Raw genomic sequence first — 16747 nt, forward strand, 5'->3', positions numbered from 1 at the left:
AGGGCGGTCCTTTTCACGACGATATCAGGCTGCGTTCGACGGACCGCAGGCCGCCGGGCAATCCTTTGGCGAATACATCCAGCGCATCAGCGAATGACGCCCGCTGATACCGAGTTTGATGGCGGCACGCTTGAGATAGCTTTCAACGGTATTGACCTTCAATTGCAACTGTTCGGCCAGTTCCGGCGCGGTGCGTCCGGCGAGCAGGCCGACACACACTTCCATTTCGCGGTTCGACAGGCTCAGTCCCAGTTGCTCCACGCGCTCGCAAAAGCGCAGGCGCAGGGTTTCCAGGCCTTGCAGGGCCGATTCCGATTGTTCCTGGGTCTGTCCTTGTGCATCAACGCTGGCCGGTTGCAGGGCATTGATGTGTTTTTCCACCATCGGCAACAGCACCGGGGAAATATCCTGCAACAGGCTGCGCTCCTGAGCGGAAAAACGTTTTGACGGGCCGCAGCGATAGACCGAGATCACATAGCGGTAACCGTCGTTGCGCCGGGTCAGATGCAATTGGGAGGCATCGGTGACGGTCGAGGGTTCCGGGACGGGCAAGTCATTGGCGCTGGGCAGGGTGCTCAGTTCGGAATAGACCGTTTCGGTCAGCAGGGCGGCTTCCTTGACGCATTCGGGCTCGCTGCGTGGCTGCGTACGCCCGAGCGGCTCCACGCGCATCTGCCGGATGTGTGTGGCGTCCACCGCAAGTTGAGTCAGGATCAGGTCATGCAGCATCCGTGGGAAATGCCGGCTGCCAGTGCTGGCGATGACTTTGCCGATGTGAGGAAACAGCTGTGAGTTCATGTCGTTCATCCATGAGTTGCAGTGTGGTACTCGTGTTCCTGAACCACCGGAGAACAGCTCCATGCCCGGCGACAGCGCAACAGGAAATTGGATCCTATCTTAGTACAACGATTCAGCGACGATTTAATGAAGGGGCTATTAGCTAATAACCGACGGTGAAGGAGACATGGGGATGACGGATGTCAGCGAAATCTCTTACGGCTGAACAGGATCAAATTTGTGAAAGTCATACAAATGACAGTATTTGAGGACAAAAAAGCCCGTTTCAGCCGAAGCTGAAACGGGCTTTTTCCCGCATCGACAACCGTTACTTCAGGTTGTCAAAATGGTCTCGCAGGAACTCGTAAAAGCGAAACGCCTGAAACGATCTCCATACGAGGCTCAGCGCACGCAGCAAAAGCTTCATACGTTTTGGCCTCCAGGTCGGGGGCCAGACCTCCAGCGCACTTACCGGACCATGTGTGCCTTCGGACATAAACGTCAGTTCTGTCCATGAGGTGGCCGGTTGTGATCCCTCTGAGCCATCATTCCGGCACGGGTGCAAAACCGTGTCGAAGGGCATGAAACCGTTATGGTTCCAGCCAAACCTTATGGACATACTGGCGAATGAGCGCTGGCATATTCACCTGTCTTATGGCGGGATTTTGAGGATCATGGATAAAGGTTTTATATGTTTTGTAATTCGTTATTTCTGTCAGCGTGTTTTGGGGTGGTTAACGTCCGTCAGCATCTTCCTTGACTTCGTGTAGCACGCAAAATAACGTTGCAACGAAGACCAAAGATTAATAGTATTCCGGCACGTCAGTTCTGTCCGTGAGACAAAACAGGCCCCAGCCGCAAACTGAGGCCTACCGAAAAACCGCCCCGCAAAGGCGGTTTTTTTTCGCCCATCGATTGACCACCGCCAGCAATCCTACGCCTCGCTCACCAATGGCAACGCGGCATCCACCAGCTCGATCCAGTGCCTGACCGGCGTGCGCCCGGCGCCGTCAAGGTGGGCCTGGCAACCGATATTTGCGGTGACGATGACTTCCGGATGGCCGCTTTCCAGAGCATTCAGCTTCTGGTCGCGCAGTTGCCGGGCCAGTTCCGGTTGAGTGATCGAATAGGTCCCCGCCGAGCCGCAGCACAAATGGGCGTCCGGCACGCTCGTGAGGCTGAAGCCCAGCCGGCTCAGCACAGACTCCACCGCGCCACCGAGTTTCTGCGCATGTTGCAAGGTGCAAGGGCAGTGAAAGGCAAGGCGTTGATCGGCATGAATGCCAAGGGACTCGAGCGGCTCCTCGCGCAATACTTCGACCAGATCTTTCGCCAGCGCACTCACGGTTTTCGCCTTCTCGGCGTAGGTCGGATCAGTGCAAAGCAAGTGTCCGTAATCCTTGATGAACGCACCGCAACCGCTGGCGGTCTGTACGATCGCCTCGGCGCCTTGTTCGATGGCCGGCCACCAGGCGTCGATGTTCTTGCGGGCCCGCTCAAGTCCTTTGGCCTGGGCATCGAGGTGATAGTCCACGGCGCCGCAGCAACCGGCATTTCGCGCTGGAGCCATGCTGATTCCCAGTCGATCCAGCACCCGTGCCGCCGCCATATTGGTGTTGGGCGACAGACCCGGTTGCACGCAACCTTCGAGCATCAGCACTTGACGGGCATGTCGGGTTTCCGGGCGGCGCTCGGTTGCAGAGGTGTCGCGTGGCAGTTTGGCTTGCAGAGTCTCGGGCAACAGCACGCGGAAGATCCGGCCAGCACCGAGCAACCCCTTGAACCGAGAGGCATCGGGCGTGACTGCGCGCAAACCTTCGCGCAACAAGCGTTGGCCCATGGGCCGCGGCACCGCCGCATCTACCACAGCCCGGCCGATATCCAGCAGGTTGTGATAGTCCACACCGGACGGGCAGGTGGTTTCGCAATTGCGGCAGGACAGGCAGCGATCCAGGTGCAGTTGGGTCTTGCGGCTGACTTCGTTGCCTTCGAGCACCTGCTTGATCAGGTAAATGCGGCCTCGAGGGCCGTCGAGTTCATCGCCGAGCAACTGATAGGTCGGGCAGGTCGCGTTACAGAAACCGCAGTGAACGCAGGTGCGCAGGATGCGCTCGGCTTCTTCGGCACGGGGCAGTTGTCGGGCCTTTTCGCTGAGAGTGGTCTGCATGGTTCAAAGCTCCGCGTACAGGCGACCGGGGTTGAAGATGCCCTGAGGATCGAGCTGTTGCTTGAGGCGGCGGTGATAATGCAAGAGGGTGGGCGACAGTGGATGGAAGGGCGCATCGATCAAACCATGGCTGTAGCAGGTCGCATGCCCGCCAGCCTTCGAAACCGCCTGGCGGATCAACACCGCTTCCTCCCCTGACTTGAGCCACTGCTGGGCGCCGCCCCAGTCAAGCAACCGGGTGCCGTTCACGTCCAGTGGCGGTGCGTTGTTCGGCACCGAAAGGCGCCACAGCGGCATGTCTTCATCGAAGAAGGCCAGGCGCTGTTCATTCAAGTCCGCCCAATAGGAACCGTCGAGTATTTCACCACCGAGACGGTCCCGGGCAGCGGCCACCGAACCATCGCCTCCTTCCAGCCGCAAATGCAGCCGCTGGCCGTCGTGGCAGGCGGCGCTGATCGGCAACGGTTGTTGGCCCCATTCCACCAGGCGCTGCAAGGCTCGCTGGCTGTCCATCTCCAGGCTGATGCTCAGGCACTGACGCGGCCTGGGCAGGACTTTGAGCGAAACTTCGGTGATGACCCCGAGCGTGCCGTAGCTGCCGGCCATCAGCCGGGAAAGGTCATAACCGGCGACGTTCTTCATGACCTCACCGCCGAACCGCAGGTGCTTGCCATGACCGGTGATGATGCGGGTGCCGAGCACGAAATCCCGCACCGCCCCTGACCATGGCCGTCGCGGGCCCGACAGACCGCTGGCGACCATCCCGCCCACCGTTGCGTCGTCGGCGAAGACCGGAGGCTCGCACGGCAGCATTTGTTGTGAAGCGTCCAGCACCGCCAGCAGTTCGGCCAGCGGTGTGCCGCAACGTGCGGTGATCACCAATTCGGTCGGGTCGTAGTGGACGATGCCGCGATGGGTGCGGGTGTCGAGGATTTCTCCGGCAACGATTCGCCCCAGAAAGGCCTTGCTGTTGGCGCCCTGAATCCGTAACGGCATTGCAGCGTGCAACGCCTGATTGACCTGCTCAAGCAGCGCGGCGCTGTCATCGACGTCCTTGCCATGATTCATCAGAAACGCTCCAGCTCGGGGAAGGGCAGCTGTCCTGCGTGGATATGCATGGCGCCGAATTCGGCGCAGCGGTGCAGGGTCGGGATGTTCTTGCCCGGGTTGAGCAGACCGCCGGGGTCGAACGCGGCTTTGACGGCATGGAACAGGGTCAGCTCATCGCTGTTGAACTGTGCGCACATCTGGTTGATTTTCTCCCGACCCACGCCGTGTTCGCCGGTGATGCTGCCGCCGACCTTTACACACAGTTCAAGAATTTTACCTCCCAGGGTTTCGGCGCGCTCCAGCTCTCCGGGCCGGTTGGCATCGAACAGAATCAACGGATGCATGTTGCCGTCACCCGCGTGGAACACGTTGGCCACCCGCAGGCCATGTTCGGCGGACAACTGCGCAATGGCTTGCAGGACGCCGGGCAGTTCGCGGCGCGGGATGGTGCCATCCATGCAGTAGTAATCCGGTGACAGACGACCCACGGCAGGAAAGGCATTCTTGCGCCCGGCCCAGAAGCGCACGCGCTCGGCCTCGTCCCTGGCCTGACGCACTTCGCTGGCGCCGGCGTTCTCCAGCACCTGGCGTACGCGGATGCAGTCATCGTGGACGTCGGCTTCAACGCCATCGAGTTCACACAGCAAGATGGCCTCGGCGTCCACCGGGTAGCCGGCGTGGATGAAATCCTCGGCGGCGCGGATCGCCAGGTTGTCCATCATTTCCAGGCCGCCGGGGATGATGCCGGCGGCGATGATGTCAGCCACGGCACGGCCGGCGTTTTCCACGGAGTCGAAGGCGGCCAGCAGGACTTTCGCGGTCTGCGGCCTGGGCAGCAGCTTGACCGTGATTTCGGTGATCACACCCAGCAGGCCTTCGGAGCCGGTGAACAGCGCCAGCAGATCGAAACCGGGAGAATCGAGTGCGTCGGAGCCGAGCGTGAGGTGTTCGCCGTCTACGGTGAGAATGTCGACCTTGAGCAGGTTGTGCACGGTCAGGCCGTATTTCAGGCAATGCACGCCACCGGCGTTTTCCGCGACGTTGCCACCGATGGAACAGGCAATCTGCGAGGACGGGTCCGGCGCGTAATACAGACCAAACGGTGCGGCAGCCTGGGAGATCGCCAGATTGCGTACTCCCGGCTGAACCCGTGCGGTGCGAGCGGCCGGGTCGATGTGCAGGATGTTGTTGAAGCGCGCCATCACCAGCAGCACGCCTTTTTCCAGCGGCAGCGCCCCACCGGACAAACCGGTGCCGGCACCCCGGGCCACCACCGGCACGTTCATCTCATGACAGATTCGCAAGATGCCCTGCACTTCATCCAGATGCCGTGGCAGAACCACCAGCAGCGGTGTGGTGCGATAGGCGGACAACCCGTCGCATTCGTACGGGGCGAGATCCTCGCGCTGGTGCAGGATTTCCAGTGCCGGCCACCGGGTTTGCAACGCCTGCAACAGCGCGGTTTTATCGACGTCCGGCAGGGCGCCGTCGACCTGTTCGTCGTAAAGAATGTTCATGCGGGCGCCCCTTGTTTTTATTATCGGCTGCAAGCGATTACTTCAGATCAGCCGCCTCATGTCTTTCGGGTACCTGGCTCGCTTCGTCGCCCCAGGTGCGGTTGACACGCTGCCCACGGATGACCGCCGGCCGTCTGGCGATGTCCTCAGCCCAGCGCTGCACATGGGTGTATTCGTGAGCCGACAGGAACTCGGCCGCGCCGTACACGTTGTTGCGCACCAGTTGCCCGTACCACGGCCAGACCGCGATGTCGGCGATGGTGTAGTGGTCGCCGGCAAGATAAGGGCTTTCGGCAAGACGCCGGTCGAGCACATCCAACTGACGCTTGGCTTCCATGGTGAAGCGGTTGATCGGGTATTCAAACTTTTCCGGCGCGTAGGCATAAAAATGCCCGAAACCGCCGCCCAGGTAGGGCGCCGAGCCCATTTGCCAGAACAGCCAGTTCAGGGTTTCGGTGCGGCCGGCGAGGTCGGTGGGCAGGAAGGCGCCGAACTTTTCGGCCAGGTAAAGCAGGATCGAGCCGGATTCGAATACGCGGATTGCTGGCTCCACGCTGCGGTCCAGCAGTGCCGGGATCTTTGAGTTCGGGTTGACCCCGACAAAGCCGCTGGAGAACTGATCGCCCTCGCCGATGCGGATCAGCCAGGCGTCGTATTCGGCACCGGCATGACCCAGAGCCAGCAACTCTTCCAGCAGGATGGTGACTTTCACCCCGTTGGGTGTGGCCAGCGAGTACAGCTGCAACGGATGCTTGCCGACGGGCAGTTGCTTGTCATGGGTCGGCCCGGCAATCGGGCGATTGATGTTGGCGAAGTGGCCGCCGGACGGAGCGCTGTGTTTCCAGACCTTGGGTGGTACGTAAGGCGCCTTGCTCATGAACGAACCTCATCGTCAGCTGCTGAAATGTGGTGAGCCGGCAGAAAAAACCACCGGCTCCTGACGAACAGAACACCACAGAACGGCATTTGAATGCCACCCTGTTGTCCCATCAACTCCTTATATGGTTATTCGATTCGCGGGTGCTGTTGCGCCAGATGATCGCGTTTGGCTTGCAGCTCGGCGATCTCGGCGTCGATGTCTTCGATTTTCTGTTCGATGTTGTCGTGGTGCTCCTGCAACAGCTCCCGCGCTTCAGCAATATCGGAAGCTGCCGGCGCGGCCCCGCGTAGCGGTTTGTTGGCGGTTTCTCTCATGGTCACACCGGTAATCAACCCGACGACGGCGGTCACCATCAGGTAATAGGCCGGCATGTACAGGTTCTGGGTGCTTTCCACCAGCCACGCTGCGACGGTCGGTGTCACCCCGGCGATCAGCACCGAGACGTTGAACGCACTGGCCAGCGCGCTGTAGCGGATATGGGTCGGAAACATCGCCGGCAGCGTAGAGGCCATGACACCGATGAAGAAGTTGAGCACCACGGCCAGTATCAACAAGCCTGAGAAGATCAGGCCGATCTTGCCGCTGTTGATCAGCATGAAGGCGGGAATCGCCAGAATGAACAGAGCGATGCTGCCGAAGATGATGAAGGGACGGCGGCCGATCTTGTCGCTGATAAAACCGATGGCAGGTTGTACGAACAGCATGCCGACCATGATTGCGATGATGATCAACACCCCGCGGTTCTCGCTGTAATGCAGGTTGTGCGACAGATAGCTCGGCATGTAGGTCAGCAGCATGTAATAAGTGACGTTGGTCGCCGCCACCACGCCGATGCAGGTCATCAGGCTGCGCCAGTGTTTGGTCGCGACTTCCTTGAACGACACTTTCGGGCCGCCGGCCAGGCCTTCGCGGTCACCTTGCTCAAGCTTGTCGACATGTTGCTGGAAGGCCGGTGTCTCTTCGAGCGCATGACGCAGGTAGAGACCGATCATGCCCAGCGGCAGGGCGAGGAAGAACGGCAGGCGCCAGCCCCAGTCCTGGAATTTCTCTTCGCCGATGATTGCGGTAATCAGCACCACCACGCCGGCACCCAGGACGAAACCGGCGATGGAACCGAAGTCCAGCCAGCTGCCGAGAAAGCCGCGTTTGCGATCCGGCGCATATTCGGCGACGAAAATCGAAGCACCGGTGTACTCGCCCCCGACAGAAAAGCCCTGGGCCATTTTCGCCAGCAACAGAAGGATCGGCGCCCAGATGCCGATCGAGGCATAGGAGGGGATCAGCCCAATGGCGAACGTACTGAGTGACATGATGACGATGGTTGCCGCGAGGACTTTCTGGCGTCCGTACTTGTCCCCCAGCGCACCGAAGAACAGCCCGCCCAGCGGCCGGATCAGGAACGGTACCGAGAACGTTGCCAGTGCCGCGATCATTTGCACGCCGGGATCGGCCCCGGGGAAAAATACCTTGCCCAGCACGTAGGCCACGAAGCCGTAGACGCCGAAATCGAACCACTCCATCGCGTTGCCCAGCGCCGCAGCGGTGATGGCCTTGCGCATCTTGGCGTCGTCGACAATGGTGATGTCTTTCAACCCGATCGGGCTGACGCTTTCCTTTGATTCCATGGGATTCACTCTGCATCGGATCTGTTTTTGTGCAAACCGGCAAGCCCCGAGAGGCTGGGCCAGAGCGGTTCGCCGTGGCCAATGCCATCTCCTTGATGGCACGGCTTCTTCCAGATCAGATACAAGCGGACACGAAAAAATTCACCACTCACCCGGTTTTTTGCCGATGACGCCATCGTGGCGCGATCCTGCGCGCAATTGCGCCGGACTCACGCCCAGTCGTTGGGTGAACGCACGGGTCATGTGTGCCTGAGAATTGAAACCGCAAGCGAGGGCGATCTCCGAAAGGCCGGCGCGGGCGTCGTGCATCAGCGCCCGGGCGCGGGCCAGGCGTCGGTCGATCAGATAACTATGGGGGCTTTTGCCGGTGGTCTGTTTGAAGGCGCGGTTGAAATAGCCTTCGGACAAATCCAGCAATTTCGCCATGGCCTGGACACCCAGCGGACCGTCGAGGCCGGCGTTGATGAATTCGTCGAGCAGGCGCATGCGACGGTCGGTGAGGGCGCCTTGAGGCGATGGAAGGCATCGACCCTGGGCTCGCTCTGCCAGTTCGAGGGCCCAGGTTTCCCATTCATCGTCCACCGAAGCCCTCAGCATCGCGCTGCGCATGCGCGATGCAAGGCGAATGGCCGGCGGATCGATGTGGTTGTTGAAGGCCCGATCACCCACCAGCGCCACGCCGTCCGTGCGAATCACCCGCAGGTATTCACCGCCCGTGGGGGACTCGGACATCACGTCACAGCCAGCCGGGACGAACGCCAGACCATTGGGCAGCGCGTCGAAGGGGCGGATCCGGTCACTGCCGATGGCGTGCACGCCGCGCTGGCTGTCGAAGGCGAAGCCAATCGCCGATTGAGTCGCGACATAACGGGTTGCGTAGGCGGCACCGGTCAACAATTCGATCGTCCACGGGCCGGCCTCGATACGACGGACCGGTTCGGGGACGACGGGTGACGGCGGGCGATGGCTCATGACCGCCATGGTAGTGAAGAACCGAGGCAAAAGTCAGGTCAGTTTTTTGAAAGCCGACGTGATGTGCCTGTGCCTAGACTGGGGGCCACGCACAAGGAGATTCCCATGCATTCACTCACTCGGCAAGACATCGAACAGGCTGCCCGTCAGGTTTACCAGGTGATGCCGGCCACCGCTCAATATCGCTGGCCGTTGCTGGCCGAGCGACTGGGTTGCACGGTATGGGTCAAGCACGAAAATCACACGCCGACCGGCGCTTTCAAAGTGCGCGGTGGCATCACCTTCATGCACTGGCTTCGGCGTGAACACCCGAACGTCAAAGGCATTGTCTCCGCCACGCGCGGCAATCACGGGCAAAGCCTGGCGCTGGCAGCGCGAGAAGCAGGGCTGAAAGCATTGATTGTGGTGCCGCAGGGCAACTCGCTGGAAAAAAACAACGCCATGCGCGGCTTCGGTGGCGAGGTGGTCGAGTTCGGGCGGGATTTCGATGAGGCTCGCGAGGAAGCGGCGCGGTTGGCGCAGGCGCACGGGCTCTTTCTGGTGCCACCGTTTCACACCGAACTGGTCAAGGGCGTGGCGACCTATGCGCTGGAGCTGTTCAGTGCGGCACCCGATCTGCACACCGTTTACGTGCCCATCGGTTGCGGCTCCGGCATTTGTGGCGTGATCGCCGCTCGGGATGCGCTGGGTCTGGAGACCCAGGTGGTGGGCGTGGTGTCCACAGAAGCGGCCGCTGCCAAGCTGTCCTTCGAGGCGAAAACCCTGTGCGAGACCGCCTCCGCCAATACCTTTGCCGACGGCCTGGCCGTACGCAAGCCGATTGCCGAGGCGTTCGATGTCTACGGAGCTGGCGCTGCACGTATCGTCTCCGTCAGCGAGGAGGAAATCGCCGAAGCCGTGCGCGTGTATTACACCGACACCCACAACCTCGCCGAAGGCGCCGGCGCTGCGGCACTGGCGGCGTTGATGCAGGAGCGGGACAAGATGCAGGGTCGACGAGTGGGGGTGATTCTGTCCGGCGGGAACATTGACCGATCGGTGTATGCGCAGGTGATTGGCCGAGGATGAGCCCATCGCAACAGGGTCAGGGCTTTTTGCGCTTGTGAATCGCCCTGAGTACCCCTATAAGTGCCGTTCCCACTACCAAAATAAAGGGTGCGCGCATGAGCAATGCCTGGAACGAAGGTTATTTCACGGACGAAGGCTACACCTACGGGTACAGCCGGGAAATCAATCCGGTTTTCCAGCGTTATTGTTTGTTGCTTCGCGGTTTTGCCACGCTTGAGGGCAGCGACGGTTATCACTGCGAACTGGGCTTTGGCCAGGGCGTGTCGATCAATATCCATGCCGCCGGTAATCCGGGGACTTACGTCGGTACCGATTTCCATCCGGGCCAGGCCGCCCATGCGATCGGACTGGCGAATGACTGGGGCAGCGATGCGCGCCTGTATGACGACAGTTTCGAGCAACTGCTGGCCCGCCATGACCTGCCGCAGTTCGACAGCATCAGCCTGCACGGTATCTGGACCTGGGTCAGCCGGGACAATCACAAGCTGATCGTCGAATTCGTCCGCCGCCACCTCAAGCCGGGCGGTCATGTGTACATCAGCTACAACTGCTTCCCGGGCTGGTCGCCCATGGCCCCGTTGCGCCAGTTGTTCAGCCTGCATGACCGCTTCGCCGCGCAAGCGTCTGCACGGCCGGACCAGCGTATCGACGCTGCGCTGCAATTCTCCGAGGCGCTGCTGGCGGCCAATCCCAACTATGCCGACTCGGTGCCGGGGCTGGACGCCAAGTTGCAAAGCATCAAAGGCCAGAACCGTCAGTACGTGGCTCACGAATACTTCAACCGCGACTGGAACTGCATGTACTTCACCGATGTGGTCCAGGCCATGGCCCCGGCCAAGCTCGACTACGCCACCACGGCTGTCCCGCTGGATTCGGTGGACCCGCTCAACCTGAGCGCCGAAGGCATGGACTTTCTGGAAGGCATCGAGCATCCGGTCATGCGCGAGCAGGCGCGTGATTACTTCGTCAATCAGAACTTCCGTCGCGATCTCTACGTCCGTGGCGCCACCCGGCTGTCCGCCTCCGAGCACCGTGAACGGATGCTCGGCACCCGCTTCGTTCTGATGCAACTGGCGGACAGTGTTGCGGGCAGCGTCACCGGACCGGCGGGTTCGGCGACCTTGCAGGCGGAAATTTACGGTCCGGTGCTGGAGGCGCTGGCGGACGACGCCTATGTGCCGAAAACCCTGCGCCACTTGCTGGAAGCTACGCAGTCGTTGAGTTATGGCGATGTGGAACAGGCGCTTAATGTGTTGATCGGGATGGGCGCCGTGGCACCGTGCCAGAGTGAAGCGGCCGAGGCGCAGGTGCAGGCGCGCTGCAGCACCCTCAATCTGCAACTGTGCAGACGCTCGCTGTTCGACCACAGGATTCAGGTACTGGCCAGCCCGGTCACCGGCGGTGGCGTGACGGTCAGCCGCTTCCAGCAGTTGTTCCTGATTTCGATCAAGCAAGGCAAAACCCGTCCGGCCGACTGGGCACTGCTGGCCTGGGGCATCATCGGCGGTCAGGGTGAAGGCTTGCTCAAGGACGGCAAGGCACTGACCACCGCCGAAGAAAACCTTGCCGAACTGACCGAGCAAGCCGAGGCATTCGCCGAGCGTTCGCTGGTCGTTCTCAAGGCACTGAAAGTCGTTTAGCGGCAATACGTCTTTCGGGATTGGGGTTTTTATCGAACCGGGCGATCAGCGAACAGTTCATCGAGGCGCCGACACGCCGTTGCTGCGCCGTCGATGGACTGCTTGTATCCTGCGCGGCCCCGAACAGACGGTCGCCGATATTGCCCCGGTCCGACAACGGCCATGAGGGAAACGGACTTTCCAAAAGGTACTGATGTGAAGCGTGATACCCACCTCGTGATGCTGTTGCTGTTGATGATCGGCTGCTCCCTGGCGTCGCTGACCATCTGGAAGGTGCTGAGCTCTCGGGAACAGGCGCTGGACGAAGTGAACGTCCACGGGCTGAACCTGACCCAGGCGCTCGCGACTTATTCCGAAGGCATCGTCCGGCAGAGCTCGCTGCTGTTGCTCGGCCTCGTCGAGCGTCTGGAAACCGAGGGCAGCGGCCCCGCGCAGATCGAACGCTTGAGTGCCCTGGTCAAACGTCAACAGCCGCTGATGCCGCAGCTCAGTGGCGTTGCCGTCTACGATAAACGCGGCCGCTGGCTGATGTCCTCCAACCGACCGATTCCGGCGGGGGCCAACAGCAGTGACCGGGCCTACTTCATCCATCACCGTGACGATCCCTCCCGCGAGCCCTTCATCGGCCCGCCCATCCGTAGCCGCTCGAATCAGGAGTGGGTGATAACCGTGAGTCGCCGCTTCAATGACGCGCATGGAGATTTTGCCGGTGTGGTGGCGGTCACCCTGGGCGTCGAGAACTTCCTGCGACTGTTCGGCAAGCTCGACGTCGGGCAGGAGGGGGCCATCGGTCTGTCCTATACCGACGGTACGCTGCTGGTGCGTTATCCCTTCCGTGAACAGGACATGGGGCGCAATTTCTCCAAGTCACCCATCTATGCGAAGTACCTGGTGGACCAGTCGGTGGGCACCGCATCTTTCACATCCAGCCTTGACGGGGTGGAGCGGCTCTACGCGTTTCGCAAGAGTGAAAAGCTGCCGCTGATTACCACGGTCGCGCTCGGCAAGCGCGAAGCTTTGGCGGCGTGGCGACTGGAGGCGCTTTTGTCGCTGGTGGTGGTTGCCTCGTTGCTGGCGCTCACGGGCGTGATCGGCTGGTTTCTCATTGTCGATATACGTCGGCGGACCCAGGTGGAAGGGGAGTTGCGGCTCACCCAACAGCAGTTGCTCGGTTCCAATCGGCAGCTGGAATTGCTGGCGAGGAAAGATGCGCTGACCGGCCTCGCCAATCGCCGCTGTTTCGATGAAACCCTGGCCATGGAAGCGCGCCGGGCACAAAGGGACGGGGCGACACTGGCCCTGCTGATGATCGATATCGACTACTTCAAGCTGTTCAACGATTCCCAGGGGCATGTGGCCGGCGACGCCTGCCTGCAACGGGTGGGGAAGGTGCTTGAGGCCTGTGTGCGGCGACCGTCGGACCTGGTGGCGCGCTATGGCGGGGAAGAGATCGCGATCATCATGCCCGACACCGATGGCGAGGGAGCGACGGTCGTGGCGCAACTGATTCTGGAGCGACTGTCGCAAGCCTCCATTGCTCATCCGGCGAGCCCGTTCGGCAAGGTGACGGTCAGTATCGGCGTTACCGCGGCGACCGGTCCGCAGCTTGCAGAGGTGCAGGCGCTGATCGAGGCGGCCGATCAGGCGCTGTACCAGGCGAAGTCCACAGGGCGGAACCGGATGGCAAGGGGTGCTCCCGGCGAAAGTGCCCATTCAGCACAACCCGTGTGAGCCTGCTGAACGGGCCGATAGTGCGCGACGCGCGGCCTCCGGATGGATGACCGCTGAAAACGTCAGCCGAGCAACGTCAACAGCTTTTCGGCAACAGCGGCGGAACTGGCGGGGTTCTGGCCGGTGACCAGTTTCCCGTCGGTCACGACGTGCACCTGCCAGTCGGCGGCTTTGGAATACCGTGCGCCGAGGCGCTGGAACTCGTCCTCGACCAGAAACGGCACCACATCCGTCAGGCCGACCGCCGCCTCTTCGGAGTTGGTGAACCCCGTCACTTCACGTTCCCGGACCAGCGGCTTGCCGTCGGCACCGAGCACATGCCGCAGCACACCTGGCGCATGGCAGACGAAACCATGGGGTTTGTCGCTGCGGGCGAAGGCTTCGATCAGGGCGATGGAGTGCTTGTCCTCGGCCAGGTCCCAGAGCGGGCCATGACCGCCCGGATAGAACACGGCATCGAAATCTTCGGCACGGACATCGGCCAGGCGTCCGGTATTTGCCAGCGCTTGTTGCGCCGCCGGATCCTTGCGGAAGCGGTCGGTCTCGGCGCTCTGGGCGTCAGGTTCGTCGCTTTTCGGATCCAGCGGTGGCTGGCCGCCGGCGGGCGAAACCAGCGTGATATCGGCGCCGGCATCCTTGAAGGCGTAATAGGGCGCGGCGAACTCTTCGAGCCAGAAGCCGGTTTTCTTGCCGGTGTTGCCGAGTTGATCGTGGGAGGTCAGAACCATCAAGATTTTCATAGAGCACCTTGGGTGGGTCGGCAGTCGTGGCTGTGCGAGGGATTCACACAGGACCGACACCGGGGAAAAGGTTATCGGGGCGCAGCTTAGTTTCCAATTAGACCAGTCGTCTAGTTGTTTTTTATCCGCATGTTTTTCATGGACCGGTGTGGCAAACTCCCGTTCCTTCGCATTAAACGACTGGTCTATTGCCTGGTAATCCGCGCCCCGATGAAACCGACCTACGACGACACCCGCCAACACCTGCTCGACACCGGCCACCGGATGATGGCCGAGAAAGGCTTCACCAGTGTCGGTCTGAACGAGATCCTGCAGACCGCCGGCGTGCCCAAGGGCTCGTTCTATCACTACTTCAAATCCAAGGAGCTGTACGGCCAGGCGCTGCTCGAGGACTACTTTGTCGGTTACCTCGCCGAGATGGAGCGGCGCCTGACGCTGCCCGGCCTGAATGCCCGCGAGCGTCTGATGGATTACTGGCAGGGCTGGCTGGATCGCTGCACGCTGGAAGGGCACGGCGACGAGTGCCTGGTGGTGAAGCTCAGTGCCGAGGTGGCCGATCTGTCCGAAGCCATGCGCCTGACCTTGCGTGATGGCGCCGAGCGCGTGGTGGCGCGCATCACCGCTTGCATCGAGCAGGGCCAGAGCGAAAACAGCCTGCCCGACGGCGATGCCCGGCAACTGGCGGAGACCTTGTATCAGCTGTGGCTGGGGGCCAGTCTGTTGAACAAGTTGCAACGGACCGGGCAACCGCTGAGCACGTCGATGGCGACCACCCGGCGACTTTTGGGCGCTTGAGCGTCTAGCGCTCCTGGCTCTTGCTGATCGAGTGCCGGCGCAGTTTCAGGGCCGTATCCAGCCGGCTGATCCAGTTGATGTCGTTGAGATCCGCTCCCAGGAGGGTTTCGATCCGGGCGGTGCGGTAATTGAGGGTGTTCGGGTGGATGCCGAGGGTCTTGGCGGTCTGGGCGCGGTGACGGCCGCTTGAGAAAAACGCTTCCAGTGTCAGCAGCAGGTCGGGTTCATGACTGAGCTGTTCGATCAGCGACATCAGGTATCGGAGGGTGTTGTCGTGGCTGCGCACGCTGTCTTCGATCAGCACGCTGGAGTAGCGTCGGACCCGTGCGTCGGCCCCGTCGACAGGAAACAGATCGATGGCCTTGATCGCTTCTTGCGCCGTGCCGATCCAGCCGGCGATCCCCTGATTCAGCAGACCAATGCCGATGCCACGCAACGACGGCAGCAACGCCGGCAGTGACGCGGCGCTGTCGCTCATGCGCTGGTCGCATTGCGTGAGGGTTTCGCCTTTGATGCCCGGCAGCCAGATCACCAGTTTGTCCCGATACCAGACACGAATGAGTTCCTTGACCGGGATCTTCAGGTGTCGGGCAACCTGCAGGGTCAGGCGGTCGAATTCGTCTTCGCGCTGCAACGGCTGGACAGGACGCAACGGCAGTTCCAGTGCGAGGGCCACCCGGGGCGTGCTGGCATCCAGGCCGAGTGCCGACAGGGTGTCTTCGAATCCTTCGGTATCGTGCGGGGAGTGCAGCAGCAAGTGATAAAGCCGCTGGTGCAGGTGTTCCCGCCAGCGAACTTTCTGAATCTGTTCTTCCAGATAGGCCTGGACCACCTCTTCGGCAAGATCGTCGAAGAAGTCGAACATGTAGCCGGAAATCTGCGACAGCAACTCTTTGCTTAATGCATCGTCGTCTCTGGCGAGCTCCAGATAGCCGCTCCAGATCCCGCGAACACCCAGACTGAAACCGCGCATCAACGATTGCAGAGGCACGCCCTGATGGACGCGCCGGCAACCGATTTCCCGCAGCGCACGGCGAGTGTCCGGTGACAACCCCTCGCCGGTCAGCAGCGTTTCGCACCACAGGCGCGCGGTGTAGCTGAGGGAGCTTTCCAGATCCTTGCGGGCTTCGGGTGTGAGGTCCTTGTAGCCTGCCATCCCGATGAGCTGGCTGTTGATCTTTGCCGTGAGCAGGGAAGGGGTGTCCGCAAACTCGCGGGTGATCGTCGCAAGGCGAGCGCTGAGGGTGGGAATGGGCGTCATGGCGTTCACCTTTTTGCGCCTGGAAGGGTCGGTTTGACTCGTTGGCGAGTGTCTGTGCGCGCTCTATGTTCTTACGTTCAACAGGCCGGTTCAACAACGCTTTCAGCCCGGTTTTCCGGTTGTTTCCTGTCACAACGAAGTTGTGTTTTTTTCCAATATCGGGACCGTGGACGGATCGGTAAGGTGCGCAGGTCAATTCCTTGCCCAGAGGTTCCGGTTTGCGTCAGTCGTCATTTGCGAAGGTCGGCATGCCTTCATTCGATCCCGTCAGGCTGGCACTGATCCTCGTCGTTCTACTGCTCAGCGGATGCTCCACATCCCCCTCGCTTGTACTGTTCGGTGCGGCATTTCCCGACTGGTTGTTCTGCATGGTCGGCGGCGTTGTGGCGATCACGGCGATCCACGTGACCCTGGGCAAATACTCGCTACGCGAACGCATTGCGCCTCTGGCTCTGAGCTACCCGGCGCTGACCGGACTCCTGGCGATGCTGTTGTGGCTCGTCGTCTTCCACGGATGAGTGCCC

Annotated in this window: 14 protein-coding genes; 5 read left to right on the forward strand and 9 right to left on the reverse strand. The window is 61.3% G+C overall.

Going from position 1 to position 16747, the window contains the following annotated elements; translation table 11 throughout:
• Positions 1-24: 24 nt before the first annotated feature.
• The 7 genes from NWV16_RS11815 to NWV16_RS11845 all read right to left on the reverse strand — a co-directional run bounded on the left by NWV16_RS11815 (position 25) and on the right by NWV16_RS11845 (position 8997).
• Complete coding sequence (locus tag NWV16_RS11815) at positions 25-798, reverse strand: helix-turn-helix transcriptional regulator (protein WP_260523157.1); 774 nt, start codon at positions 796-798, stop codon at positions 25-27.
• 913 nt (positions 799-1711) lie between these two features.
• Positions 1712-2944: a glycolate oxidase subunit GlcF gene (gene glcF, locus NWV16_RS11820; RefSeq protein WP_260523158.1), complete on the reverse strand. Its 1233-nt coding sequence runs from the start codon at positions 2942-2944 to the stop codon at positions 1712-1714.
• Between the two features lie 3 nt (positions 2945-2947).
• The gene (glcE, locus tag NWV16_RS11825) at positions 2948-4012 is read right to left on the reverse strand and encodes a glycolate oxidase subunit GlcE (protein WP_260523159.1); all 1065 of its coding nucleotides are present in this window, start codon (positions 4010-4012) and stop codon (positions 2948-2950) included.
• Positions 4012-5511, reverse strand: a complete 1500-nt coding sequence (gene glcD / locus NWV16_RS11830) for a glycolate oxidase subunit GlcD (RefSeq protein WP_260523160.1) — start codon at positions 5509-5511, stop codon at positions 4012-4014. Before glcD ends, glcE begins: the two co-directional genes overlap by 1 nt.
• 37 nt (positions 5512-5548) lie before the next feature.
• The gene (gene yghU / locus NWV16_RS11835; protein WP_260523161.1) at positions 5549-6388 is read right to left on the reverse strand and encodes a glutathione-dependent disulfide-bond oxidoreductase; all 840 of its coding nucleotides are present in this window, start codon (positions 6386-6388) and stop codon (positions 5549-5551) included.
• A gap of 128 nt (positions 6389-6516) precedes the next feature.
• Positions 6517-8016, reverse strand: coding sequence for a glycine betaine/L-proline transporter ProP (proP, locus tag NWV16_RS11840; RefSeq protein ID WP_260523162.1), 1500 nt, complete (start codon positions 8014-8016; stop codon positions 6517-6519).
• A gap of 141 nt (positions 8017-8157) precedes the next feature.
• Positions 8158-8997, reverse strand: coding sequence for an AraC family transcriptional regulator (locus tag NWV16_RS11845; protein ID WP_260523163.1), 840 nt, complete (start codon positions 8995-8997; stop codon positions 8158-8160).
• A 96-nt stretch (positions 8998-9093) separates the two neighbouring features.
• On the opposite strand from NWV16_RS11845, the gene NWV16_RS11850 reads away from it, so the two are divergent.
• From NWV16_RS11850 to NWV16_RS11860, 3 genes are all read left to right on the forward strand, one after another.
• Complete coding sequence (locus tag NWV16_RS11850; RefSeq protein ID WP_260523164.1) at positions 9094-10056, forward strand: threonine dehydratase; 963 nt, start codon at positions 9094-9096, stop codon at positions 10054-10056.
• Positions 10057-10151: 95 nt separating this feature from the next.
• Positions 10152-11696, forward strand: a complete 1545-nt coding sequence (locus NWV16_RS11855; protein ID WP_260523165.1) for a class I SAM-dependent methyltransferase — start codon at positions 10152-10154, stop codon at positions 11694-11696.
• Between the two features lie 195 nt (positions 11697-11891).
• Positions 11892-13427, forward strand: coding sequence for a diguanylate cyclase (locus NWV16_RS11860; protein WP_260523166.1), 1536 nt, complete (start codon positions 11892-11894; stop codon positions 13425-13427).
• A 62-nt stretch (positions 13428-13489) separates the two neighbouring features.
• On the opposite strand, the gene NWV16_RS11865 is transcribed toward NWV16_RS11860, so the two are convergent.
• The gene (locus NWV16_RS11865) at positions 13490-14167 is read right to left on the reverse strand and encodes a type 1 glutamine amidotransferase domain-containing protein (RefSeq protein ID WP_260523167.1); all 678 of its coding nucleotides are present in this window, start codon (positions 14165-14167) and stop codon (positions 13490-13492) included.
• Positions 14168-14377: 210 nt separating this feature from the next.
• Between NWV16_RS11865 and NWV16_RS11870 the strand changes: the two genes are divergently transcribed.
• A complete protein-coding gene (locus tag NWV16_RS11870) occupies positions 14378-14962 on the forward strand; it encodes a TetR/AcrR family transcriptional regulator (RefSeq protein ID WP_260523168.1) in 585 nt (194 codons plus the stop codon).
• A gap of 4 nt (positions 14963-14966) precedes the next feature.
• On the opposite strand, the gene NWV16_RS11875 is transcribed toward NWV16_RS11870, so the two are convergent.
• Positions 14967-16223, reverse strand: coding sequence for a PucR family transcriptional regulator (locus NWV16_RS11875; RefSeq protein ID WP_260523169.1), 1257 nt, complete (start codon positions 16221-16223; stop codon positions 14967-14969).
• 200 nt (positions 16224-16423) lie between these two features.
• On the opposite strand from NWV16_RS11875, the gene NWV16_RS11880 reads away from it, so the two are divergent.
• A complete protein-coding gene (locus NWV16_RS11880) occupies positions 16424-16741 on the forward strand; it encodes a YtcA family lipoprotein (protein ID WP_260523170.1) in 318 nt (105 codons plus the stop codon).
• Positions 16742-16747: the final 6 nt, after the last annotated feature.

It is taken from the genome of Pseudomonas sp. BW7P1 (genome assembly GCF_024981055.1).
Taxonomy (GTDB): Bacteria; Pseudomonadota; Gammaproteobacteria; order Pseudomonadales; family Pseudomonadaceae; genus Aquipseudomonas; species Aquipseudomonas bananamidigenes.

Excerpts from the sequence above, each read along its gene's own strand:
- NWV16_RS11815 (WP_260523157.1), bottom strand. The coding sequence starts at position 798 with ATGAACTCACAGCTGTTTCCTCACATCGGCAAAGTCATCGCCAGCACT.
- glcF (WP_260523158.1), bottom strand. The coding sequence starts at position 2,944 with ATGCAGACCACTCTCAGCGAAAAGGCCCGACAACTGCCCCGTGCCGAA.
- glcE (WP_260523159.1), bottom strand. The coding sequence starts at position 4,012 with ATGAATCATGGCAAGGACGTCGATGACAGCGCCGCGCTGCTTGAGCAG.
- glcD (WP_260523160.1), bottom strand. The coding sequence starts at position 5,511 with ATGAACATTCTTTACGACGAACAGGTCGACGGCGCCCTGCCGGACGTC.
- yghU (WP_260523161.1), bottom strand. The coding sequence starts at position 6,388 with ATGAGCAAGGCGCCTTACGTACCACCCAAGGTCTGGAAACACAGCGCT.
- proP (WP_260523162.1), bottom strand. The coding sequence starts at position 8,016 with ATGGAATCAAAGGAAAGCGTCAGCCCGATCGGGTTGAAAGACATCACC.
- NWV16_RS11845 (WP_260523163.1), bottom strand. The coding sequence starts at position 8,997 with ATGGCGGTCATGAGCCATCGCCCGCCGTCACCCGTCGTCCCCGAACCG.
- NWV16_RS11850 (WP_260523164.1), top strand. The coding sequence starts at position 9,094 with ATGCATTCACTCACTCGGCAAGACATCGAACAGGCTGCCCGTCAGGTT.
- NWV16_RS11855 (WP_260523165.1), top strand. The coding sequence starts at position 10,152 with ATGAGCAATGCCTGGAACGAAGGTTATTTCACGGACGAAGGCTACACC.
- NWV16_RS11865 (WP_260523167.1), bottom strand. The coding sequence starts at position 14,167 with ATGAAAATCTTGATGGTTCTGACCTCCCACGATCAACTCGGCAACACC.
- NWV16_RS11870 (WP_260523168.1), top strand. The coding sequence starts at position 14,378 with ATGAAACCGACCTACGACGACACCCGCCAACACCTGCTCGACACCGGC.
- NWV16_RS11875 (WP_260523169.1), bottom strand. The coding sequence starts at position 16,223 with ATGACGCCCATTCCCACCCTCAGCGCTCGCCTTGCGACGATCACCCGC.